Raw genomic sequence first — 20,992 nt, 5'->3', positions numbered from 1 at the left:
TTCACCGCCGGACGAAGCGAGGCGTTCGCCCGGCGGAAACGCGGGTACCCGCCGCTCGTTCCCGTCCGGCGACGACATCCCGGCGACGACATCCCGGCGAGCGATCCGGCGACGACATCCGGAGGCACCATGGCAGTGAGGCACCGGCTGATCAGAAGGCCCCCCGAGGCGGTGTGGGCCGTCCTCGCCGACGGGTCACGGTATGCCGACTGGGTGGTCGGCACCGACTCGACCCGCGAGAAGGACGACCACTGGCCCGAGCCGGGCGCCCGCATCGCGTACACCGTCCGTGTCGGCCCGTACACGGCCGAGGACGACACCGTCGTACGCCTCTGCGAGCCGCCCCGGACCCTGGAACTGGAGGCGCGCAGCGGCCCCCTCGGCACCGCCAGGATCGCGATCGAACTGCGCCCCTGGGGCGAGGAGACCCTCGTCATCGTCGACGAGCACCCCCTGCGCGGGCCCGGTGGCTTCCTCCACAACGCGGCGCTCGACGCCATGATCCAACTGCGCCACCGCGCGATGCTCCGCCGTCTCGCCGACCTGGTCGAGCAGACCACCGCCGCACCCGGGAACGCCGAGAGCGCCGCACCCTGACAACCCCCGCCGAAACCCCACCCCGCCACACAACCCGGGGAGACCCGCGGGAGGGAGCGATGGCCCCGACAACGCCGGCCCTGGAAACCACCGCGCCGGACGCGGTCGTGATCGGCGCCGGGCCCAACGGGCTCGTCGCGGCGAACCTCCTCGTCGACGCGGGATGGAGTGTGGAGGTGCTGGAGGCCAACGACGACCCGGGCGGCGCCGTCCGCAGCGACCGGGGCGTCCACACGGACTACGTCAGCGACACGTTCAGCGCCTTCTACCCGCTGGCGGCGGCCTCGCCCGTCCTGGCGCGCCTCAACCTCCACGAGGAAGGGCTGCGCTGGAGCCACGCCCCCCGCGTCCTGGCCCACCCCCTGACCGACGGCCGGTGCGCGGTGCTGTCGCGCGACCGGGCGGCCACGGCCGCCGGGCTGGAGCGGTTCGCCCCCGGCGACGGGCTGGCCTGGGACAACCTGTGCGACATCTGGGACCGGCTCGGTGACGACATCCTCACCGCCCTGTTCACTCCCTTCCCGCCCCTGCGCGCGTCGGCCCGGCTGCTCGCCCGGCTGCGCGGCGCGGGCGGCCTGCGCCTCGCCCGCACGCTGCTGCTCCCGGTGCGCCGCCTGGGGGAGGAGGAGTTCCAAGGCGAGGGCGGACGGCTGCTCCTGGCGGGCAACGCCCTCCACGCGGACCTCGCCCCCGAGGCGGCGGGCAGCGGCGGCTACGGGTGGCTGATGGCCATGCTGGCCCAGACGGTCGGCTTCCCCGCTCCGGTCGGCGGCGCCGGGGCGTTCACCGACGCCCTCGTACGGCGCCTGCGACGACGCGGCGGGGTGCTCCGGTGCGGGGAGCGCGTGGACGAGGTCGTCGTGCGCGCCGGACGGGCCGTGGCGGTCCGCACCGCCCACGGCGAGACCGTGGCGGCGCGCCGCGCGGTCCTCGCCGACGTGGCCGTCCCGGCGCTGTACGGCGACCTCGTCGGCCCCGAACACCTGCCCTCCCGGCTCCTGGACGACCTGCGGCGCTTCCAGTGGGACTGGGCCACCTTCAAAGTGGACTGGGCCCTGTCCGGCCCCATCCCGTGGAACGCCGAGCAGGCCGCGGCCGCGGGCACCGTGCACCTCGCCGACGGCGTGGACGAGCTCACCCGCTTCGCCGCACAGCTCGCCACGGCCCGGGTGCCCGACCGGCCGTTCCTCCTCCTGGGGCAGATGACCACCACCGACCCGTCCCGCTCACCGGCCGGCACCGAGTCGGTCTGGGCCTACACCCACGTACCGCACCGCATCCGTGGCGACGCGGGCGACGGCGGCATCACCGGCACCTGGGACGCGCGCGAGCGGGAAGCCATGGCCGACCGGGTCGAGGCCCAGATCGAACGCTTCGCCCCCGGGTTCCGCGCCCGCGTCCGCGCCCGGCGCATCCTCGCCCCACCGACCCTCCAGGCCATGGACGCCAACCTCCACGGCGGCGCGATCAACGGCGGCACCACCGCCGTGCACCAGCAGCTCCTCTTCCGCCCCGTCCCGGGCACCGGCCGCCCGGAGACCCCCGTCGAGGGCCTCTACCTGGCATCCGCGAGCGCCCACCCCGGCGGCGGCGTGCACGGCGCGCCCGGAGCGAACGCCGCGCGCGCCGCCCTGCGCAGCGCCCGCCCGGTCCGGCGGGGCCTGGCACGCGCCCAGAGCGCCCTGGCGAGCCGGGGCCGCCGCCCCAAAGACCCCGTGTTCGACTCCGCGTCCGCCGACGGCCTGCCACGAACGGCGCCCTGAGAGGGACCCACCGCCTTCGCGCGACGCGTCGCGGCCCGGCGCCGCGGCTCTCACGGTGGAGCGATCGACCCATGGGCGCCACCCGTCAAGGTGCGCCACCTTCCCCCGGTCGACCGATGCGAGTCAGCGCCGGCGAACGCGCAGCCGGACCGGAGCGTGCCCGTGATCCCTCGAGGCGGCGGGCCGGCAGCGGCTTCACGTCAGGCGCCCGCCACGGCGCGTGCGCCCCCTACGGGAAGATTCACCCCGCGCGGACGGCTCACGCAGCGACCCCGCCTCACCCCGTGCCGCCGGTCGCCCCGGGCCCCCGCCGCAGCCCCTCCCACTCGGCGGCAGCCTCCTCGGCGCGGCGGCGTGCCCGGCGCGCCGCGCGCTCGGTCTCCCGGGCCCGCTCCCGCGCTTCGCTGGCGTCCGTGGCCGCCGCGTGCCGCCGTTCCTCGGCCTCCCTCACCTGCTCAGCCAGGGCAGCCGCCCGGAGCTCGGCCGCCCGGAGCTCGGCCTCCGCTTTCCGCTGCTCCGACACGGCGCGCTCGTGCTCCTTCTCCCGCGCCCGCGCCTCCCGCTCGGCGTCCGCGGCATCCTCCCGGGCACGCTCCCGCCGCGCCCGCTGCTGCTCTTCGTGTTCCGCGCGACGCCGGCGCCGTTCCTCCGCCTGCTCGCGGTCCTGATCGCGCTCGGTGGTGACGAGCGCGGCCTTCTCGCGCGCCGGCGTCCTGCCGCCCGTCGAGGAGGGCTCACGGCGGGGAGGCCGCCGCGCCACTTGGTCCAGGGCGGCGGCGGTGAAGCCGACCGGTGGGCTCAACGGCCGCGTCAGCCGCCCGGCCGCCCACTCCTCGGCCGCCTCCGGGTCGGCGAGCGCCGCGTGCAGTGTCGCCTCGACCTCGTGCTGTACGTCGTCGCCGACCGGCTGCCCCGCCTCGGCGGCCAGCAGCCGCGCCTCCCGGGCCAGCGCGGTGACGACGACGTTCCGGCGGTGGCCGAGCTCCCGCAGCCGGTCGCCGTCCAGTCCGTGGTGGGCTTGGCGCAGGCTCTCCCCGAGGGCCACCAGGGACCGTGTCTCCTCGGGACGCCGACGTACGAGCAGATTGCTCGCCCACGCCGCCAGGGTGGGGCGGCGAAGCGCCCGGAGCCGGTCCGCCAGCGACTGGTCGCCCACTCTGCGGGCCTCGGCGACCCGCTCGTTCCGGGCCGCGGTGAAGCGGTCGGGCCTCAGCCCGTAGAGCTCGTCGGCGACGCTCTCCAGATCCACGGCTCGCTCCCGGCGGCACGGTAGGGCACGGCACGGTCGACGGCGGGGTGAGCCACCGACCCCTGCCATGCCACTTTGGACCACGCCGAGAGGTTTTTCTCGCCGAAGCGAGGTGACCCGGTCACCTGTCGACGGAGGAGGACGGCGCCTCCACGGCCACCACGGAGGGTCGCCCCGCCCCCGCGCGCGCTGTGAGTGGGGCCACTGCTGTGGCGTTCATTCGTATACGGACGTGCCACGGCGACATGGGCGCGAAGAGTAAAGGAAGGCCCGGGAAAGAGCCGTGGAACTACCGTGGTGAATGCCCGTTGTGAATACCGCTGTTGGGCACGCGAAGCGGCCCGCGCGGCCGTGTCGTGCCGGCCGTGCGGGCCTCGCGGGTTCGGGAGCCGTGGGGTCGGCTCGTTTCCTGTTGTCGCGCCGGGGCTCAGAAGGTGAAGACGCTCTCGCCCTCGGACTGCATCACGCAGGAATTGGGGTACGTCCGCGCGTAGTCGACGCGCCTGCCCTCCCAGACGCCCTGCGCGGTGACGACCACCGGGTCGTATATCTTGATGCACGGCCGCTGGTCGTCACTCTTGAGAAGCTCGAACTTGCCTTCCACGGCCCGCAGTTGCCTGCACGCCTCCCGCGGCACCGGGTGGGTGCCGCCTGCCGTCGGAGTACAGGTCAGCGTCACTGCCCGCAGGGGCGTCGCGGTCGCGGCGTCCTCCCCCTGCGACACGGTGAGGACCAGCGCGCTCGGAGCGTAGAGCCGCGCGTCGGACCCGGCGGCCTCGGCCGCGGTCAACGGGGCCAGGGCTCCGGCGGCGGCCAGACCGCAAACGACGGCGCGCTTTACCAGTTTCCGCATTGCATGAACCTCTCGATTTGGTTTTCCGGTTGGTGCGGTGCACACCTTGCCGCGCTGCCTCTGTTGACGCACATTCAGCGATGCTTTTCAGTTTGGTCTGTTATTCAAGCAGTGACGCGAAACCGCCCCCGTCGCTGGTGATCGTCCATCAGTATCCGTTCGCCACCAGCCTTTACGGGTCGGAGTCAGGAGGTTCAAAACTTCACCAATGGGCGGAACAGTGCGGTTCGGCCCGATTCAACACGGCTGAAACATGACGGCAACATGGCTCAACCCGGCGCTGGATCGACCTTTCATCGGAAGGTAATGTTCAAGCAAAGTAGGCGAGGTCGCAGGCCCGCACGATGTCTTGTGTGTCGCGCCGCGGTGCCGTTCCCCGACGGTGCCGCGGAGTCATCGCGGCCCGCCGATCACGATCATGTCCATGACCCGACCACACCGCGCGCCGGCCACGGCGGGAGCGCAGGAGGCAGGCCGCCATGTACCACCCGACAGACCACGCTCCTGGCCTGGTGAGCACCCACCGTCCGGACCCGCGCGGGGAGTCCGGACCGCTGTGAGGCGGTCCCCCCACCCGTACCCCGCTCGGATCGTCCGCCGTCCGCTCGGACCCCACCGCTAGGAACCCATGCTCATGTTCACCCAGTTGAAAAGCCCATCCGTATGGCGACGCGACTTCCTCGCGTCGCTCGTCGTCTTCCTCGTCGCCCTGCCCCTGTGCGTGGGTGTGGCGGTCGCCTCCGGTGTGCCGGCCGAACTCGGCCTCGTCACCGGCATCGTCGGCGGGATCGTCGTCGGACTCCTGCCCGGCAGCTCCATCCAGGTCAGTGGACCCGCCGCGGGTCTGACCGTTCTCGTGTACCAGGCCGTGGAGGAGTTCGGCCTCGGCGCCCTCGGCGTCATCGTGCTCGTATCGGGCCTGCTGCAACTCGCCCTCGGCGCCCTGAAGTTCGGACGCTGGTTCCGGGCCATATCGGTCGCCGTGGTTCAGGGCATGCTCACCGGCATCGGCCTGGTCCTCATCCTGGGCCAGGTGTACGCGATGGCCGACACCGCCCAACCCTCCGGCGCACTCGGCAAGATGGCCGGCCTGCCCTCTCTGGCGGCCACCGTCTTCTCCGGCGGTACGGCCCTCATCGCCTTCCTGCTCGGCGCGGGAACCGTCGCCGTCCTCGTCCTGTGGCCGCGGCTTCCCGCCCGCGTCCGGGTGGTCCCCGGGCCGCTGGTCGCGGTGGGCCTGACCACCGCGGTGGCGGCCGTCTTCGAGTTGCCCGTCGCCAAGGTCGAGGTCCAGGGTCTGCTGGAGTCCATCCAGCCCCCCGGCGCCGACGACTTCGCCGGCCTCGCCGGGGTGGCCGCGATCGGCACGGTCCTCGCCTTCACCCTGATCGCCTCGGCCGAAAGCCTGTTCAGCGCGGCCGCGGTGGACCGCATGCACGACGGGCCGCGCACCGAGTACGACAAGGAGCTCATGGCGCAGGGCGTCGGGAACACGATCTGCGGAGCCCTCGGCGCCCTTCCGATGACCGCGGTCATCGTACGCAGCGCGGCCAACGTCCAGGCGGGTGCGCGCACCCGGCTCTCCCGTGTCCTGCACGGCCTGTGGCTGCTGCTGTTCGCGGCGCTGCTCCCCGCGGCGATCGGCGTCATCCCGCTCGCCGCGCTCGCCGGCGTCCTGGTGCACGCGGGCTGCAAGCTGGTACCCGTCAAGGAGCTCGGTCCGCTGTGGCGCGAGCACCGTGGTGAGGCGGTGATCCTCTGCGTCACCGCCGTGGCCATCGTGACCACCAACCTCTTCGAGGGTGTGCTGCTCGGGCTGCTGCTCGCCGTGTGCAAGACCGCCTGGGAGACCTCCCACATCCACGTCGGCACGCGGGAGCTGACCGGCGGACGGCTCGTGGTGTCGATCACCGGCAACGCCACGTTCCTCCGACTGCCGCGCATCCTGGGGGAGTTGGAGGCGCTCCCCAAGGACCGGCCCATCGAACTGGACCTCTGCGGGCTGCGGCACCTGGACCACGCGTGCCGCGTCTCCCTCGAGAACTGGGCGCTCCGCCACAACGACGCCGGCGTCGAACCGGTCCGTCTGCTCGGCCCGGACGCGGCCCCGGATTGCGCCGCGATCGACACCACGGCCGGGTCCACCGCTCAGCCCTCGGTGACCTCCAAGGCGTAGTCGACGACGGACGAGGGCGTCAGCCGGTCCTTGTGGATCAGGGCGACGCCCTGGTCCCGCTCGGCCCCCGCGGGCTGCCCGGTGGGCAGCCCGCCGGGCCGGGCGGCGGTCTGGGCGGTCGCGACACCGGCGGTGAGCAGGACGCCGGTGGCAGCGGACACGGCGACGGCGACGGCGCGGAGATTCATGGTTCCCCTCTCGGCTACGTGGGTCGTACGGCCGGTCAACGAGTGGGGCTGCCGGAGGTGTCGACGCAGAGTTCTCGTCGGGGTGACGAGTAAGGGTGATCCCGTGTTGACCCATATGGTGTGACAGGGGTTATATGGGGGATAAAGGGCATATAAGTCTTCCCTAGGAGGCAGGCCCGCAATGACCACTCATCCGAGCATCGAGCAACACCCCGACCTGACCGAGATGCGTTACCGGTTCGAGCGGGCGACCAGCACCCCTCGAGGCCAGGCGATCGAGACGCTGGGCCTGCTGACGGGTGTGTACCTGGCCGCCTCGCCGTGGATAGCCGGCTTCAGCGGTCTCACCACCCTCGCCGTGTGCAACCTGATCACCGGCGTTGCCTACGCCCTCTGCATGGGCGGGTTCGGCTCGGCGTACGAGCGGACCCACGCCATGGCCTGGGCGGCATGTGCCATCGGCGCCTGGACCATCGTCTCTCCCTGGGTCGTGGCCGGTAACGTCGACACGACCCGCAGTGTGGTCAACAACGTCATCGTCGGTCTCGTGGCGCTGCTGCTCGGCGTGGCCATGGCCGCGGCCGCGATGAGCGGTCGCCGTGCGGGGCGTGCCCGCGCCTGAGGGCCCCCGCAGGGCCATGGACCGACGAGCCGACACGCTCGCCCCGGAGAGCCCCGACGCCCCGGCGCCGGGGCTTTTCCCTGCCGTCACGACGTCACCGGCGCGAGACACCCAACGACCCTGACCGGGTGCCCCCTTGAACGCGCGGCCCGCACGGCTCCATCCCGCGCGGCACACAAAGACGTAACACCGCACAGGTGTGCGGCGTGGTCGGTGCGGGGAGGGCCGTGATCATGACACCGACTCGCACCCCGGTCCGCCGCCCCGCCCGGCAGCTCCTCGCGGCCTCCGTGGGCAACGCCGTCGAATGGTACGACTGGTACGCCTACACCTTCCTGGCCACGTACATCGCCGGACAGATATTCCCCAAGGGGTCCGGAAACTCCCTCGTCCCGCTCCTCTCCACCTTCGCCGTCTTCGCCGTCGGCTTCTTCATGCGGCCCGTCGGCGGGCTCCTGATGGGAGCCATCGCCGACCGGCACGGCAGACGCGCCGCGTTGACGGTGACCATCCTCCTCATGGGTGGCAGCAGCCTGCTGGTCGGCCTCACACCGACGTACGCGACGGCCGGCGTCCTCGCGCCCGTCATCCTCGTCGCCGCGCGGCTCCTCCAAGGTCTGTCCGTCGGCGGCGAGTTCGCGGCCTCCACCACCTTCCTCGTCGAGTCGGCCGGCCCCGGCCGCCGCGGACTGTTCTCCAGCTTCCAGTACGTCTCCACCACCGCCGGCCAGCTCGCCGCCTCCGGTATCGCCGCCGCCCTCGTCGCGTCGCTCGGTACGGGACAGATGGAAGGCTGGGGCTGGCGCGTGCCCTTCGTCCTGGGCGCCGTACTCAGCCTCGTCGGGTTCTGGATCCGGCGCGGAGCGCAGGAGACCCTCCCGGACATCGGGTCAGGCACGGGGCAGCCGCGCCCCGGCCTCTTCGACGCGCTGCGCCGCCACCCCCGCGAGTCGCTGCTGATCTGCGGCATCACGGCCGGCGGCACCCTCGCGTACTACACCTGGACCTCCTACCTCCCCACCTACGCCGAGCTCAACGCCGGTCTCACCAAGGCCGACGCGCTGCTCGCCTCCACCCTCTCCCTGGCCTTCTTCGCACTGCTCCAGCCGCTCGGCGGGGTGCTCTCCGACCGCTACGGCCGCAAACCGCTGCTGCTCTTCTTCGGTCTCGGCTTCGCCGTGCTGAGCGTGCCGCTCCTGCGCTCCATCGGAGGCTTCGGCACGCTGCTGCTCGCCCAGTGCGCGGGCATGGTGCTCCTGACCGGGTTCACGTCGATCTCGGCGGCGGTCAACGCCGAGATGTTCCCCGCGCGGGTAAGGGCGGCCGGTATCGGTTTCCCGTACTCCCTCACCGTCGCCCTCTTCGGCGGAACGGCCCCCTATGTGGGCACCCTGTTCAAGGACATGGGCCACCCCGGACTCTTCCCCTGGTACGTCTCCGCCCTGTGCCTGGTGTCATCGGTGGTGTATCTGCGCCTGCCGGAAAGCGCCCACAAGGAACTGGAACGCTGAACTCCTGACGAAGGACCACCATGACTCCTGGTGCCGCGCCGTGGCGCGGCACCAGGGCTCATGCCTCCGTATGCGCGTGCGCGTCGTGACGCAGCGGCGTCAGCTGCTCGATGTCGTACCGGGCCCGGAGCGCGGCGATGGCGTCGTGGTCCGGGGCGCCACCTCCGTCCAGGATCTCCAGCAGCTCCTCGAAGTAGCGTTCGTGGTCCGGCGGCGGGGACGCCTGGAAGAACATCTTGGCCGGGGTGTCCGTACGGTTCGCGAACGCGTGCGGACAGCCGGGCGGCACCACGATGACCGTGCCCGGCGTCGCCCGCACCGTACGCTTCCCCGACGACGACTCCCAGTGCCGCCAGTCGTCCCGGGTCCGTACCCGCGGCTCGAACGCGAGGACGTCCAGCTCTCCTTCGAGTACGTAGAAGAGCTCCTCGCTCCGGGTGTGCACATGGGCCCCCACGTCGAAGCCCGGCGGCACCACGACCTCGAAACTCGACGCCGCCCGGGAGTGCTCGCCCGTCACCTTGAACGTGACCTGCTGCGCCGGCGTGCGCAGCGTACGGCCGTGCCCCGTGGGCACCAGCAGCCCGTCGGGCGCACCGGCGAGCAGGGACGCCGGCGCCCCGTGGTGCGCCGTCACCAGGTCACCGGGAGGGACTCGGGGCCACGGATGAGCGCGCCGCGCCGGAACCGGAGGTCCTCGACGGGCACGGCGAACCGCAGCCCGGGGAACCGGTCCACCATGGCGTCGACGAGCAGTTCGGACTCCAGCCGGGCGAGCATGGCGCCCACGCAGTAGTGCGGCCCGTACCCGAACGCCACATGGGGGTTGGGGTTCCGGTCGAAGTCCAGCGTCTCCGGGTCCGCGAACACCTCGGGGTCCCGGTTCGCCGCCAGATACGACACGTACACCGGGTCGCCCGCCCGGATGCGCACACCGGCGACGGTCACGTCCTCCAGCGCGATGCGCGACAGGCCGACGGCGCTGCGGTGCGGGATGTAGCGCAGCAGCTCGTCGATGGCCCGTGGCCGGATCTCCGGCTCTGCACGCAGCCGGTCCAGGTGTTCCGGGTGGGTGAGCAGGATGAAGAGCATGTTGCCGACGTTGTTGGTGACCGCCTCACCACCGATCTGGATCAGCAGCGCCAGCCCCACCGCCTCCGACGCGCTCAGCTCGCCGCTCTCCACGGCCGCCGCCAGCAGGCCGATGACGTCCTCGCCACCGGAGCGCCGCTCGCGCAGCACGTCGGCGAAGTACGCGCACATCTCCTCCTTGGCCCGCTGGCTGCGCTCCGCACCCTGCGCGGAGGAGAGGATCAGCCCCGTCCACTCGTGCATCTGCGGCCGGTCGGCCCGGGGCACGCCCATCAGTTCGCAGACCACGGCGAGCGGGAAGGGCCCCAGCAGCCGTTCGGTGAAGTCGGCCGGCGGCCCGTCCCGCAGCAGCTCCTCGACGAGCTCGTTGAGGCTCTCCCGCGCCCGCTTGCGCACCCGCTCCACACCCCGCGTGGTGAACGCCGGTGCCACCGCGCGCCGCAGTCGGGTGTGGTCCGGCGGATCCTCGAACCCGACCGCCCCGTCGACGGGGATGAAGTGCGGGGCCAGCCGGGTGACGTCGTGCTGGGCGACCAGCTTGCGGCTGAAGCGCGGATCGTTCGTCACCATCCGCACGTCGTCGTAGCGCGTCACGAGCCAGGCCCAGCCCTCGCCGTTCGGCAGTTTGATCCGTGTGATGGGCCCCTCCCGCATCAGCTCGGCCAGGACCGGGTCGAAGTCCACCCCGAACAGGTCCAGCGCGGGCCACTGGCGTACGGGTGGTGGCGGAGCCGTGGTCGTCTCATCCAGCACGGTGCGATTCCTCTGTGAAGACGCGGTCGGAGGTGGTCCAGCGGCCGAGGGACATCTCGGCGGTGATGCCGGGCCCGAAGCCGGCGAGCAGCCCGCGGGCGGCGTGTTCCGCGCTGCCCTCGTCGAACATCCGGCGCAGCGCGTCCAGGACGACGGCGCTGGCGATGTTGCCGTACTCCGTCAGCGTCGCCCGGCTGAAGCGGAACGCCTCAGGAGGCACTCCGAGGAACTTGCTCAGGTCGTCCAGGATCCTCGGGCCACCGGCGTGGATGATGTAGAAGTCCAGGTCGGAGGCGTCCCACCCGTGCTGCCCCGCCAGCTGCTTCAGCGCCGGCGCGAGCGGCTCCATGGTGCCGGGAACCCGCTTGTCGAGCTTGAAGTGGAACCCGGTGTCCCGGATGTCGTACGCGATCCACTCCTCGGTCTCGGGTACCAGGTAGGACCCGTTGCGCTCCAGCGAGATGCCCGTTCCGCCCCGTCCGCGCATGACGGCGGCGGCCAAGCCGTCGCCGAACAGACCGTTGGAGAGGAGGTTGCCCACTTCCAGGTCGGTCGGCTGGTAGCACAGCGAGCAGAACTCGCAGGCCACGATCAGTGCGTTGGCATCGGGGTAGGCGGTGCAGAAATCGTGGGCGCGGTTGATGGCGGCGCCGCCCGCCGCACAGCCGAGCTGGGCGATGGGGATCTGCCGTGTGTCGGTGCGAAAGCCCATCGTGTTGATCAGCCAGGCGGTGAGTGACGGCATCATGAAGCCGGTGCAGGAGACGTAAATGATCACGTCGATGTCCTGCGCCCGAAGCTCGGCGTCGTCGAGCGCCTGGCGGATGACGGCGGGCACGCGCGCCTTGGACTCGGCTTCGTAGACCGCGTTGCGGGCCTCGAAGCCGGGGTGCTTGAGAGTTTCCTCGATCGGCCGGAGGAGATGCCGTTTCTGGACTCCGGTGTTCTCCATCAGTCGCAGAGCGAGGGGCAGCTGCGGGTGGTCTGCGTGGATGGTCCGCGCCAGGTCCAAGGTCTGCTGCATGGTGATCACATGCTCGGGGACCGCCACCGCGGGTCTGCACAACGTGGCCATGACGTAAGCCCTTTCGTCGCGTTTGCTCAAAGAATCACGGACCCATGGCCGCTCCGCGCGTCGAGGATTTCCCGCCCTGCTTGAGCCGAATCGGTGAGGAAACACCCCGGAACGGCATCGGTGCCCGCCCGCGGGAGCGGTCGGCGAACGCGCCCGTGCCCCGGCGCACCGCCCATGAACACCGCCACGGCGCGCGTCCGCGCGGTGCCGGGTGGACGTCCACGGGAGCCGCGCGCGGAGCGGCGCCCGAGCCGTACGCAACAACAGCGACGGCGTGGCGCACGCGCACCTCACCCGTGCGGCCGAGCAGCGCATGCCCTGGCGGAGGGGGCGGCCGACCATGAACACATGCGGCATCACCTTCGAATCGTCCACGGCCGTCCCACCGCCACCGAGCTGGCGGCGCTCACCGCCGTACTGACCGCACTCGCCTGCCGGAGCGCGACCGAGCGCCCCGCGGCGGACGCGTCCCCCCGCAGGGCCGAATGGGACCGCGGCTGGAGGGCGCATCCGCTGCCCGGCTCCTGGCGGGCGGGCCACGGCATCGCGGCCCTGCACCACCGGCGATGAACCCGGCGGCGATATGCTCCGTCGGTGATGAGTGACGACGTCCGGCTCCTCCTCACCTCCGACACCCACGTCCCCAAACGCGCCCGGCACCTGCCCGCCGCGCTCCTCGACGCCGTCGAGCGGGCCGATGTGGTGGTGCACGCGGGGGACTGGGTGGACGCCGCGACCCTCGACCTGCTGGAGACCCGCGCCCGTCGGCTCCTCGCCGTCCACGGCAACAACGACGGCCCCGAGCTGCGCGCCCGCCTGCCCGAGGTGGCCCGCGCGGAACTCGGCGGGCTGCGGTTCGGCGTCGTCCACGAGACGGGACCCGCGCAGGGCCGGGAGCGCCGCTGCGCGGCACGCTTCCCGGACCTCGACGTACTGGTGTTCGGTCACAGTCACATCCCGTGGGACACGACGGCCCCCGGAGGGCTGCGGCTGCTCAACCCGGGCTCACCCACCGACCGGCGCCGTCAGCCGCACCGCACGTACATGACCGTCCGCGTGGTCGACGGGCGGCTGGCCGACCTCCGCGTGCACCGGCTGGATTAGGGCGGCCCTCCCCGAGGAACCCGCATCACATGAACCAGCCGGATCACCAGCCCAAGACCGCCGCCGAAGAGGTCCTCAAGGAGTTCGAGGACGCGGAACTGCGCCTCGACGAGGACGAGGACGACCAGAGGGACGGCGAGGCCGCGGACACCCTCACTCCGAGTCCCACGGCCCAGGAGTCGGTACGGAAGGACAAGGGCCGGCCGGACTCCTGAGGGCCCGGCCGGTCCCCGGAGGGCGCCGGCCCTCTCGCCCGTTCACCGCGCCGCCTGCGAGGCCGCCGCCTCGGGCCGCAGGTCGGCGGTGCGCAGCGGACGCACGGGGGAGTCCGGCAGCGCCACGCGGCTGTGCACACCGAGGCCGGGGTCGACGTGGAGCAGCTCACCCGGCTCCAGGAGCCGCCAGCCCGGGCTGTCGTCCATGCGCTCACTGGCGACCACGACCGCGGGGGCGGACGCGAGCTCCTCGGAGTGCACCCGCATCCGGCCCGCGGTCCCGCTGTGATCGAGATGCCGGTCACCGTGGTGGCCGCCGGCCGGCCGCCGCAGCACGTACAGCCCGTGCGTGTCCGGGTAGCGCAGGGCCCACAGCTCGTCACGGGTGACGAGAACCAGGTTCAGGGCGTACAGCGGCAGCGTCCGGGCGATCCAGCGGGCCGCGTGCTCGATGCCCGCGCCCACATCACCGCCGTGGGCCCGGATCTGCCGGGTGATGAGCGCGAAGAAGCGCTCCGAGTCGGTGTCGCCGGCGACCGATGCCCGGTCCTCCCCGAGTTCGGCGTCGAGCTCGTCCAGACCCTCGATGACGCCGTTGTGCGCGAACAGCCGCCCCTCCTGGCGGAAGGGATGGGTGTTGCGGTCGTCGAGGCTGCCCGTGGAGGCGTAGCGCACATGGGCGACGAAGGTGGCCGACCGCACCCGCTTCGCCTCGGTGGCGAAGGCACGGTCCCGGTAGGCGGCGAGGGGCGCCTTGTCGATCCGCGGTGTGCCGTCTCCGTCGAAGTACCCGATGCCCGTCCCGTCGGGGTCCCGGTGGCTCTGGTCGCGGAGACTGTCCGGGGCGTCCAGCAGCCAGAACGTCGCGCGCGTGGGGGTCGGCGCGCTGCTCAGCCCGAAGAGTCGGCACATCTCACATCCTCCCGGGGCGCGTGGGGTTCCTGGTCTCGGCGCCGTGCGCGAACCCGCCGGCGTCGTCCGCGTCGCGCCGCGGCCCCGCCTGGCGCTCCAGCCGTGCCACCGCCCGCTCCAGGTCCGCCAGCAGCAGATCGGCCAGGTCGTGCCCGAAGCCGTTGCGGACGACGATCCGCAGCACGGCGAGGTCCTCGCGGTTCTTCGGAAAGGTGTACGCGGGCACCAGCCAGCCCCGCTCGCGCAGCGCGGCGGACACGTCGAAGACGGTGTACGCGTCCACGCCCTCGCGCACCCGGAACGTGAACACGGGCGTCTGGCTGCCGTCGGTGACCAGCTCGAAGGGGCCGAGCTCACCGATCCGCCGCGCCAGCCGTGTGGCGACGTCCCGGCAGGTCTGCTGGACCCGGCGGTAGCCGTCGAAACCCAGCCGCAGGAAGGTGTAGTACTGCGCGACGACCTGGGCACCGGGGCGGGAGAAGTTCAGCGCGAACGTCGGCATGTCCCCGCCCAGATAGTTGACGTGGAAGACGAGGTCGTCGGGCAGCGCGTCGACGTCCCGCCACAGCGCCCACCCGACGCCGGGCATCACCAGGCCGTACTTGTGCCCGGACGTGTTGATCGACGCCACCCGCCGTAGGCGGAAGTCCCACTCCAGGTCCGGGTCGACGAACGGCGCGATCATCGCGCCCGACGCCCCGTCCACGTGCACCGGCACGTCCACTCCCGTACGCGCCTGCAACGCGTCCAGCGCGGCCGCGATGTCCGCGACCGGTTCGTAACTGCCGTCGAACGTGGACCCGAGGACGGCCACGACCCCGATCGTGTTCTCGTCGCACCGCGCGGCCGCCGCGTCCGGGGTGAGGTGGTAGCGGTCGCCCTCCATCGGTACGCAACGGGGCTCGACCTCGAAGTAGTTGGCGAACTTCTCCCAGCAGACCTGCACGTTGACGCCCATGACCAGATTGGGCCGCGCCACGGAGAGCCCCGCCGCCCGCCGGCGCTGCTGCCACCGGCGCTTGAGGGCCAGCCCGGCCAGCATGGCCGCCTCGCTCGACCCGGTGGTCGAGCAGCCGGCCACCCGGTCGGGATCCTCGGCGTGCCAGAGCCGCGCGAGCATGTGCACGCAGCGCATCTCCAACTCCGCGGTCTGCGGGTACTCGTCCTTGTCGATCATGTTCTTGTCGGCGCACTCGCTCATCAACCGCAGGGCCTGCGGCTCGGCCCAGGTGCCGACGAACGTCGCCAGGTTCAGCCGCGCGTTGCCGTCGAGCATCAGCTCGTCACGCACCAGCTGGTAGGCGAGGTCCGGATCCATCGCCGTGTCCGGCATGGCGTAACGCGGGACCGTGACGGGCTCCCGGCTGAAGAGCGGGTTGAGCTCCAGGTCACGGCTCACCCGCTCGTCGTGGCGGGAATGGTGCAGGGCCATCGCTGCTCACCCTTCTGCTGTGTGCCGTCGGCGTATCGGCCCCGTGCGTAACAGGAGGCCCCCGCGGCTGTCACGGCGCACGGCGGGCCGCGGCGCCCGAACAGCTCACCGCCGCCACCCGAATGCCCGCGTCGGCCCGACGCGTGCGATGGCGCGTCGGGCGGCCACCGCCGGTGGGCGCGTACGACGAACCGGCGGTCCGCACGAGGCGGACCGCCGGCAGGTGGCGACCGGGGAGGGGCGGGGCTGTGGGGCGCCGCCCCGTACCGGGGTGAGAAGACGGGTTAGAAGACGCTCACGCCGTACGCGCTCAGCGCCTCGGTGACCGGCTGGAAGAACGTGGTGCCGCCGGAGGAGCAGTTGCCGCTGCCGCCGGAGGTCAGGCCGAGCGCGGTGGTGCCGGAGAACAGGGCGCCGCCGCTGTCACCGGGCTCGGCGCACACGTTGGTCTGGATGAGGCCGTAGACGACGTCACCGTTGCCGTAGTTGACGGTGGCGTTGAGGCCCGTGACGGTACCGCCGCGCAGGCCGGTGGTGCTGCCGCTGCGCTGGACCGACTGGCCGACGGAGGCGTTGCCCGCCGCGGTGATGTCCCGGTAGGAGCCGTTGTAGAGGTAGACGCGGCCGTCCGCCGCCGAGGCGTTGGAGTGGCGGATGATGCCGTAGTCGTTGCCCGGGAAGCTGGAGCCGGTACGGGTGCCGAGCACCGTGGTGTTGGCGGAGTTGGTGTACCAGGTGCTTCCGATGTTGGTGCAGTGGCCGGCGGTCAGGGCGTAGTACGTCGAGCCGCTGCGGACGTTGAAGCCGAGCGAGCAGCGGCCGCCGCCGGCGTAGATGGCCTGTCCGCCCGCGATGAGCTTGTTGAACGTGCCCGGCGTGCGCTTGATCTCCAGCGCCGAGCTCCGGCTGCCCACGGCCTCCTTGATCTCGGACAGCTCGGCGGCCGAGACGGTGGAGTCGGCGGTGACGACCAGCTTGCCGGTCTTGGCGTCGGTGTACCAGGCGGTACCGGGGACATCGGCCCCGAGGACCGCGTCGCTCGCCTCGGCGAGCTGTGCGGAGGTGACGCGCGGCGCGGGGGCGGAATCCGCTGCGGCGGTGGGCGCTGCCAGCGCGACCGCGGTGAGCAGGGCGGAGGCAACGGCGGTCAGCCGCGCGCCTCTGGCGAAGCCGCCGTGGGGGGTGAAGCGCTTGATGTTCACTCATCCTCCATGGATGTCCGAAGGCCCGTTGGGTGTACGGGCGCGACAGTGACCGGCAGGTGGACACACGGCGGCGGCTCACCGACATGTGCCTGACAAGCGGTTGCTAGGGATCCTGCTACTCCGCTTCGTACCGGCAACAGAGCGGCTTTCGGCCGGGCTACGCGCGTTCATCGGTCCGTCCGCGCACGCGGCTTCCACCGGGCTCCGACGACGACGGGATTCCACTTTTGGGTGCTTGTCGACCTCGCTGTTCCGGTGGCCGAAAACCGATGCGGTGGGTCGTTTGCTCATGGCAACGACCCGGTCGCCGCGTCGACACCTGGTCCGCCGTGCCCTCGCCGTGCCGCAGCCGGTGAAAGAGCGTGCGCCATGAGGGCGGTTCAGTGTTGAACGAACGGAGGGAACGGTGCCGCGGACGCGGACGGAGGGGCGGTCAATGCCGTGCCGCGCCACGGTGGCGCCAGCAACCGTCACCCCTGCCGGTCGGCCGGCCGAACGCTCCGGCGCGGGTCCATGGCGTGATCCGCATGGTCCGCGGCGAGTGACGCGACGCGGCCGGGCTCAGACGCTGCCGTCCCGCACGCCACTCCGATATGCGCTGATCACTCGTATTCGCTCCCGTGTGGTGCATGGCCGGATCGCGCGCTTCCGGCGTCCGGGGAGTGGATCCGGTGCACCGGACGGGAAATAAATCCGGTGCCCCGGACGGGCGCGCTCCCTGCACTCGCGGTGCGCGCCGTTCACGACATAGCCGTCCATGGCGTCGCGGCGCGTACACCGACGAACGAGACGAATGAGGGGAGCCCGGTTGTGCGTGACCGCACCACTGCCGTCGTTCCCCGATCCCGGTACGACGTGATCCCGGTGTCCTCGTGCCGCCGGCGCCGGCTGCGCGGCCGTCACCGGATGCCCGTGACGAGCGTCTGACACCTCACCCCCGGCACGCGGTGGTACGACTCCACCGCATTCGGCCGTCCTACCGCACTCCGTTGTGCACCCCTGTCGAGTGCCGCTGTTCCGCGCCGCTGTGGTGTGCCCACTCGCTCCAGACCGCTCCGTCCGGACATCGCGGCGCCCTGTTCTCGCACACACGAAAGACCTCGGGCCGGGGGACCTGCACGATTCGGCCGGCCGGCTACGCCCCGGTGCCGGCCCAGAAGGTGCCGGCCCGGCAGGCGGGAAGGCCGGTGATGGCCCCGCCCGAGGCATGCGGGGCCATCGCCGGGGGAGAGGGGGAACGGTGCGCCCGCGCCCCGCCGCACCCTGGTGATGGGCCCCGCTCACCGCTGTTAGGGTGACGTGCGCTCGTCAAGCGGGCGCCCTTCTCATCTATGCAACCAAGCGCTCAACGGGGGTTGAACGTGCAGTTTCGCCATGTCCGCGCTGTCGCCGTCTTCGGTGTCGTACTCGTCGCTCTGACCGGTGCCCGTGGGTCCGGGGGTGGCAGTTGCGGCGGCGGCAGCAGCAGTCACGGATCCGGATCCGATTCCAGCAGCTCCAGCTCGGGCGGCAGCTACGACAGCTCCAGCTCCTCCTCCGGTGGCTCGTACGACAGCTCCAGCTCCAGCTCCGGTGGCTCGTACGACGGCAGCAGCGGCAGCAGCGGTACCAGCGGCAGCGGCTCGTCCACGAGCGGCAGCTCCTACCCCGGCGGGAACCCCAGCACGAGCCAGGCCGCCCGCGACGTACGCATCGACGACTGCCGGATGGACGCCGACAAGAACCTGACCGCGAAGATCACCGTCACCAACGACAGCTCGCTGGACTACAAGTACGACGTCACCCTTCAGTTCAAGGGCGAGCTGGGCGGCGCGCCCGTCACCAGGGCCGTGGCGAAGGTGGACGACCTCCTGGTCCCCGCCTCCGCGTCCCGGACCGGCGAGGCAAGCACGTCCTACCTCGGAGACGGCGACGGTTCCGAGTACAAGAAGTGCGAGGTCATCAACGCCTCCCGCGTGATGAACTGACCCGGCACACCCACCGCCCACCCCGACGCCGCCTCCAGCCGTGGCGATGGGGTGGGCGGTGTGCGTATCGGGCACGGATACCCGGGCCGGACCCGACCCGGGGCCGGGCCGGGTATCCGGACGCCCGTGGCCTTCGGTGGGACGCGGCCAAGTGATCCGTGTCGCGTCCGTCCTCCGCGAGCGGCCTCGCGCGCTGTGAGACCCCGCACGGCACGGTGGCCGCGGAACCCGCAAAGCAGCAGGTCAGGCGCGGTGACGCGGCTCGCGCAGGTGGCCTCGCCGCAGTGTCACGTACGTCACGTGCGGCACGGTGTGACGGATGCTACGGGCCCGGCGTAGGGGTTTCCGCGGGCTCGGCCCCCTAGGCTGGAGCCATGTCCGAGACCCCCTTCGACCCCGATCTGCCGCATACCGACGAGCTGAACGCCGAAGCGCTGAACGATGCGATCCGTGAGCTGTGGGCGCGCTCCGGCGGGCAGCTGTCGGCGGACGAGCAGCGCATCTACCAGGCCCTGGTGGTGGCCTGGGCGCGGGCGCACCCCGGAGACGTCGCGAAGGCGGCTTGAAGCCGCCCGAGGCCTTCCGGGCCCTGAGGCCCGATACGCCGACACAACGCCCGCCTCATGGCGCACGGTGACTGTGCGGTCACGTACGCGCCCGCGGCGGTCCGCGCCGAGGCGGGCGGCCGAGGGGCCGCGGTTCCGCGCCGACGCGCAACCGCGGCCCCTCGGGCGTGCCGTCAGTGGTCGCCCGGCTTGATGCGCCCGCGCCAGCCTCCGGACTCGCCGCCCTGGCGCTCGATGTACTCCTTGAACCGCTGCATGTCGGCCTTGACGCGGCGGTCGATCATGCCCGCCATGTCGGCGGCCTTCTCCGCGGGGCCGCTCGGGTCGACGTCCATCACCAGCTCCACGCGCGTGTGCGTGTCGTCCAGGCGCTGGAAGCTGACCACACCCTTCTGGTGCGTGTCGCCGCTGATGGTCCTCCAGGCGATCCGCTCGTCGGGCAGCTGGTCGATGATCTCGGTGTCGAATTCGCGCCGCACCCCAGCGATCTTGGTGGTCCAGTGGTTGTGGCGGTCGTCGACCTGCCTGACCTCCTCGACCCCGTCCATGAACTGGGGGAACTCCTCGAACATGGTCCACTGGTTGTAGGCGGTGTGAACGGGGACCTCGACCTCTACGGCTTCCTTCACGGTGCTCATCAGTGCCTCCTTGTGCCTGGTGGGCGTCGGCGCAGCAGTGCTCCCGCCGCGCCCATCGTCGGTGGTGCGGGTACCCGGCCGCGCGCATCCATGCACGTCGCTTTCCGAGGTGACCCCACCCACCACCCCGGCGTACGGGCATCACGGGCACGGCCACGCACCCCACGGCACCGGAGTGCGGACGATGCGGCACGGAACAGGCCCCGCCATCGGCCCTCCCCGTCCCGGGCGCCCTGAAGGCGTTCCACGGCCGGGACATCGAGCCGGCCGGCTCAACGTGCTCCTGGACGGCAGGCGGTACGGAGCGGAACGGCTGCCCCGCCATCTGCCCACGGACCACCGGGAGTTGAAGGCGCCACTCCGCCACGCCCCCGACGTGACCTTCGAGGACCCTTTCGGCGACGAGCATCACCCGCTGGAGCAGACGCAGGTGATCCAGGAGGAGTTCCCCGACACGGCCATGCATCCGGCTCTGGAGCCCGGCCCCTTGGTCCGCACCCTTCGCGCTGCAGCAGAATCGCCGATCATGAACGAGCGTCTCCCCGGTCCGTCCCGCATCCAGCTGGACCACCGCGCCGGTGTCCTCCACGTGTCCGGACCCGGCCTCCCAAGGGTCCGGCTCGTCCGCACCTCCACCGGCGCACCCGACGAGCACATCCCCATCGGCACCCGTGACCGCGCCCGCCTCACGCTCACCGTCGACGGTGAGCCGACCCCGATCACCCCTGCCAAGGGGCGCCTCTCCCGGCGGTCCTACCGCGTCGACGCGAAGGTCGGGAACACCCGCTACCGCCTCGTCCCGTGCGCGTACGGCGAGAGCAGGTTACTCAAGGACGGCAAGCCGCTCGGCGAGCTCGGTTCCACCGGTGACGGCGAGGTCAGGGCCGACTGGGACGGGAACGCCACGGTCCTGGCGCAGGACGTCGCCGTCGGAACCACTCTCGCCGCCGCCTTCGCAACGGGCGCCGCGCCGTGGTGGGAGACGGCCGGTAACGTGATCGGCGAGCTGATCCCCTGACGGGGCCCGGTTCGCGTGCCGACGGCCCGGTAGGCATGCCGGCCCCCGTCCCGGGG

21 protein-coding genes are annotated in these 20,992 nt (G+C 72.0%); 11 read left to right on the top strand and 10 right to left on the bottom strand.

What is annotated here, in order from left to right; genetic code table 11:
• Nucleotides 1-129: 129 nt before the first annotated feature.
• Together ABZZ38_RS05705 and ABZZ38_RS05700 are read left to right on the top strand one after the other, a co-directional pair.
• Nucleotides 130-597: an SRPBCC family protein gene (locus ABZZ38_RS05705; protein WP_356736098.1), complete on the top strand. Its 468-nt coding sequence runs from the start codon at nt 130-132 to the stop codon at nt 595-597.
• 59 nt (nt 598-656) lie between these two features.
• A complete protein-coding gene (locus ABZZ38_RS05700) occupies nt 657-2,360 on the top strand; it encodes an NAD(P)/FAD-dependent oxidoreductase (RefSeq protein WP_356736096.1) in 1,704 nt (567 codons plus the stop codon).
• Nucleotides 2,361-2,637: 277 nt separating this feature from the next.
• Here ABZZ38_RS05700 and ABZZ38_RS05695 read toward each other — a convergent pair whose 3' ends face one another.
• The gene (locus ABZZ38_RS05695) at nt 2,638-3,609 is read right to left on the bottom strand and encodes a hypothetical protein (protein ID WP_356736094.1); all 972 of its coding nucleotides are present in this window, start codon (nt 3,607-3,609) and stop codon (nt 2,638-2,640) included.
• 427 nt (nt 3,610-4,036) lie between these two features.
• Nucleotides 4,037-4,462 (bottom strand): subtilase-type protease inhibitor, encoded by a 426-nt coding sequence (locus ABZZ38_RS05690; RefSeq protein ID WP_356736092.1) that lies wholly within the window; start codon nt 4,460-4,462, stop codon nt 4,037-4,039.
• Nucleotides 4,463-5,090: 628 nt separating this feature from the next.
• Between ABZZ38_RS05690 and ABZZ38_RS05685 the strand changes: the two genes are divergently transcribed.
• Nucleotides 5,091-6,638: a SulP family inorganic anion transporter gene (locus ABZZ38_RS05685; protein WP_356736090.1), complete on the top strand. Its 1,548-nt coding sequence runs from the start codon at nt 5,091-5,093 to the stop codon at nt 6,636-6,638.
• Here ABZZ38_RS05685 and ABZZ38_RS05680 read toward each other — a convergent pair.
• Nucleotides 6,611-6,826 (bottom strand): hypothetical protein, encoded by a 216-nt coding sequence (locus ABZZ38_RS05680; protein ID WP_356736088.1) that lies wholly within the window; start codon nt 6,824-6,826, stop codon nt 6,611-6,613. The genes ABZZ38_RS05685 and ABZZ38_RS05680 overlap by 28 nt on opposite strands.
• Nucleotides 6,827-7,007: 181 nt before the next feature.
• On the opposite strand from ABZZ38_RS05680, the gene ABZZ38_RS05675 reads away from it, so the two are divergent.
• Together ABZZ38_RS05675 and ABZZ38_RS05670 are read left to right on the top strand one after the other, a co-directional pair.
• Nucleotides 7,008-7,448 (top strand): SPW repeat protein, encoded by a 441-nt coding sequence (locus tag ABZZ38_RS05675; RefSeq protein ID WP_356736086.1) that lies wholly within the window; start codon nt 7,008-7,010, stop codon nt 7,446-7,448.
• A 233-nt stretch (nt 7,449-7,681) separates the two neighbouring features.
• Nucleotides 7,682-8,959: an MFS transporter gene (locus tag ABZZ38_RS05670; protein ID WP_356736084.1), complete on the top strand. Its 1,278-nt coding sequence runs from the start codon at nt 7,682-7,684 to the stop codon at nt 8,957-8,959.
• A 58-nt stretch (nt 8,960-9,017) separates the two neighbouring features.
• Here ABZZ38_RS05670 and ABZZ38_RS05665 read toward each other — a convergent pair whose 3' ends face one another.
• The 3 genes from ABZZ38_RS05665 to ABZZ38_RS05655 are packed head-to-tail and all read right to left on the bottom strand — an operon-like array spanning nt 9,018 to nt 12,194.
• Entirely contained in the window at nt 9,018-9,596 is a 579-nt protein-coding gene (locus ABZZ38_RS05665) for a cupin domain-containing protein (RefSeq protein ID WP_356736082.1), read from the bottom strand.
• Nucleotides 9,593-10,804 (bottom strand): cytochrome P450, encoded by a 1,212-nt coding sequence (locus tag ABZZ38_RS05660; protein ID WP_356736080.1) that lies wholly within the window; start codon nt 10,802-10,804, stop codon nt 9,593-9,595. The genes ABZZ38_RS05665 and ABZZ38_RS05660 overlap by 4 nt, the downstream gene beginning before the upstream one ends.
• A complete protein-coding gene (locus tag ABZZ38_RS05655; protein ID WP_356736250.1) occupies nt 10,794-12,194 on the bottom strand; it encodes a type III polyketide synthase in 1,401 nt (466 codons plus the stop codon). Before ABZZ38_RS05655 ends, ABZZ38_RS05660 begins: the two co-directional genes overlap by 11 nt.
• Before the next feature lie 33 nt (nt 12,195-12,227).
• Here ABZZ38_RS05655 and ABZZ38_RS05650 point away from each other — a divergent pair, with 33 nt between their 5' ends.
• From ABZZ38_RS05650 to ABZZ38_RS05640, 3 genes are read left to right on the top strand one after another with little or no spacing between them, the layout of a single operon-like run.
• Nucleotides 12,228-12,449: an acyl-CoA carboxylase subunit epsilon gene (locus ABZZ38_RS05650; RefSeq protein ID WP_356736078.1), complete on the top strand. Its 222-nt coding sequence runs from the start codon at nt 12,228-12,230 to the stop codon at nt 12,447-12,449.
• A gap of 27 nt (nt 12,450-12,476) precedes the next feature.
• On the top strand, nt 12,477-12,983 hold the full coding sequence (locus ABZZ38_RS05645; RefSeq protein WP_356736076.1) for a metallophosphoesterase: 507 nt from the start codon (nt 12,477-12,479) through the stop codon (nt 12,981-12,983).
• Nucleotides 12,984-13,012: 29 nt separating this feature from the next.
• On the top strand, nt 13,013-13,198 hold the full coding sequence (locus ABZZ38_RS05640; protein WP_356736074.1) for a hypothetical protein: 186 nt from the start codon (nt 13,013-13,015) through the stop codon (nt 13,196-13,198).
• Nucleotides 13,199-13,240: 42 nt separating this feature from the next.
• Here the strand turns inward: ABZZ38_RS05640 and ABZZ38_RS05635 are convergent, their stop codons facing one another.
• The 3 genes from ABZZ38_RS05635 to ABZZ38_RS05625 form a co-directional block, all read right to left on the bottom strand.
• Nucleotides 13,241-14,110 (bottom strand): class II glutamine amidotransferase, encoded by an 870-nt coding sequence (locus ABZZ38_RS05635; RefSeq protein WP_356736072.1) that lies wholly within the window; start codon nt 14,108-14,110, stop codon nt 13,241-13,243.
• 1 nt (nt 14,111) lies between these two features.
• Nucleotides 14,112-15,542: a glutamate decarboxylase gene (locus tag ABZZ38_RS05630; RefSeq protein ID WP_356736070.1), complete on the bottom strand. Its 1,431-nt coding sequence runs from the start codon at nt 15,540-15,542 to the stop codon at nt 14,112-14,114.
• 284 nt (nt 15,543-15,826) lie between these two features.
• Nucleotides 15,827-16,744, bottom strand: a complete 918-nt coding sequence (locus ABZZ38_RS05625; RefSeq protein WP_356736068.1) for a S1 family peptidase — start codon at nt 16,742-16,744, stop codon at nt 15,827-15,829.
• A gap of 1,709 nt (nt 16,745-18,453) precedes the next feature.
• Between ABZZ38_RS05625 and ABZZ38_RS05620 the strand changes: the two genes are divergently transcribed.
• Together ABZZ38_RS05620 and ABZZ38_RS05615 are read left to right on the top strand one after the other, a co-directional pair.
• Nucleotides 18,454-18,714 carry a hypothetical protein gene (locus ABZZ38_RS05620; protein ID WP_356736066.1) on the top strand — a complete coding sequence of 87 codons (261 nt, stop codon included), beginning with the start codon at nt 18,454-18,456 and terminating at the stop codon, nt 18,712-18,714.
• A gap of 374 nt (nt 18,715-19,088) precedes the next feature.
• On the top strand, nt 19,089-19,280 hold the full coding sequence (locus ABZZ38_RS05615; RefSeq protein WP_356736064.1) for a hypothetical protein: 192 nt from the start codon (nt 19,089-19,091) through the stop codon (nt 19,278-19,280).
• 173 nt (nt 19,281-19,453) lie between these two features.
• Here the strand turns inward: ABZZ38_RS05615 and ABZZ38_RS05610 are convergent, their stop codons facing one another.
• Nucleotides 19,454-19,918, bottom strand: coding sequence for an SRPBCC family protein (locus ABZZ38_RS05610; protein WP_356736062.1), 465 nt, complete (start codon nt 19,916-19,918; stop codon nt 19,454-19,456).
• A 376-nt stretch (nt 19,919-20,294) separates the two neighbouring features.
• On the opposite strand from ABZZ38_RS05610, the gene ABZZ38_RS05605 reads away from it, so the two are divergent.
• Nucleotides 20,295-20,936, top strand: a complete 642-nt coding sequence (locus tag ABZZ38_RS05605) for a hypothetical protein (protein ID WP_356736060.1) — start codon at nt 20,295-20,297, stop codon at nt 20,934-20,936.
• Nucleotides 20,937-20,992: the final 56 nt, after the last annotated feature.

This window comes from Streptomyces sp. NPDC006368 (assembly GCF_040612535.1).
In the GTDB taxonomy this organism is placed as follows: domain Bacteria; phylum Actinomycetota; class Actinomycetes; order Streptomycetales; family Streptomycetaceae; genus Streptomyces.
The sequence above is the reverse complement of the archived record's forward strand: the minus strand, read 5'-3'. Positions and strand labels throughout refer to the sequence as shown.

Excerpts from the sequence above, each read along its gene's own strand:
- ABZZ38_RS05705 (WP_356736098.1), top strand. The coding sequence starts at position 130 with ATGGCAGTGAGGCACCGGCTGATCAGAAGGCCCCCCGAGGCGGTGTGG.
- ABZZ38_RS05700 (WP_356736096.1), top strand. The coding sequence starts at position 657 with ATGGCCCCGACAACGCCGGCCCTGGAAACCACCGCGCCGGACGCGGTC.
- ABZZ38_RS05690 (WP_356736092.1), bottom strand. The coding sequence starts at position 4,462 with ATGCGGAAACTGGTAAAGCGCGCCGTCGTTTGCGGTCTGGCCGCCGCC.
- ABZZ38_RS05685 (WP_356736090.1), top strand. The coding sequence starts at position 5,091 with ATGCTCATGTTCACCCAGTTGAAAAGCCCATCCGTATGGCGACGCGAC.
- ABZZ38_RS05680 (WP_356736088.1), bottom strand. The coding sequence starts at position 6,826 with ATGAATCTCCGCGCCGTCGCCGTCGCCGTGTCCGCTGCCACCGGCGTC.
- ABZZ38_RS05675 (WP_356736086.1), top strand. The coding sequence starts at position 7,008 with ATGACCACTCATCCGAGCATCGAGCAACACCCCGACCTGACCGAGATG.
- ABZZ38_RS05670 (WP_356736084.1), top strand. The coding sequence starts at position 7,682 with ATGACACCGACTCGCACCCCGGTCCGCCGCCCCGCCCGGCAGCTCCTC.
- ABZZ38_RS05655 (WP_356736250.1), bottom strand. The coding sequence starts at position 12,194 with ATGCGCTGCTCGGCCGCACGGGTGAGGTGCGCGTGCGCCACGCCGTCG.
- ABZZ38_RS05650 (WP_356736078.1), top strand. The coding sequence starts at position 12,228 with ATGCGGCATCACCTTCGAATCGTCCACGGCCGTCCCACCGCCACCGAG.
- ABZZ38_RS05645 (WP_356736076.1), top strand. The coding sequence starts at position 12,477 with ATGAGTGACGACGTCCGGCTCCTCCTCACCTCCGACACCCACGTCCCC.
- ABZZ38_RS05640 (WP_356736074.1), top strand. The coding sequence starts at position 13,013 with ATGAACCAGCCGGATCACCAGCCCAAGACCGCCGCCGAAGAGGTCCTC.
- ABZZ38_RS05635 (WP_356736072.1), bottom strand. The coding sequence starts at position 14,110 with ATGTGCCGACTCTTCGGGCTGAGCAGCGCGCCGACCCCCACGCGCGCG.
- ABZZ38_RS05630 (WP_356736070.1), bottom strand. The coding sequence starts at position 15,542 with ATGGCCCTGCACCATTCCCGCCACGACGAGCGGGTGAGCCGTGACCTG.
- ABZZ38_RS05620 (WP_356736066.1), top strand. The coding sequence starts at position 18,454 with ATGGACGCCGACAAGAACCTGACCGCGAAGATCACCGTCACCAACGAC.
- ABZZ38_RS05615 (WP_356736064.1), top strand. The coding sequence starts at position 19,089 with ATGTCCGAGACCCCCTTCGACCCCGATCTGCCGCATACCGACGAGCTG.
- ABZZ38_RS05610 (WP_356736062.1), bottom strand. The coding sequence starts at position 19,918 with ATGAGCACCGTGAAGGAAGCCGTAGAGGTCGAGGTCCCCGTTCACACC.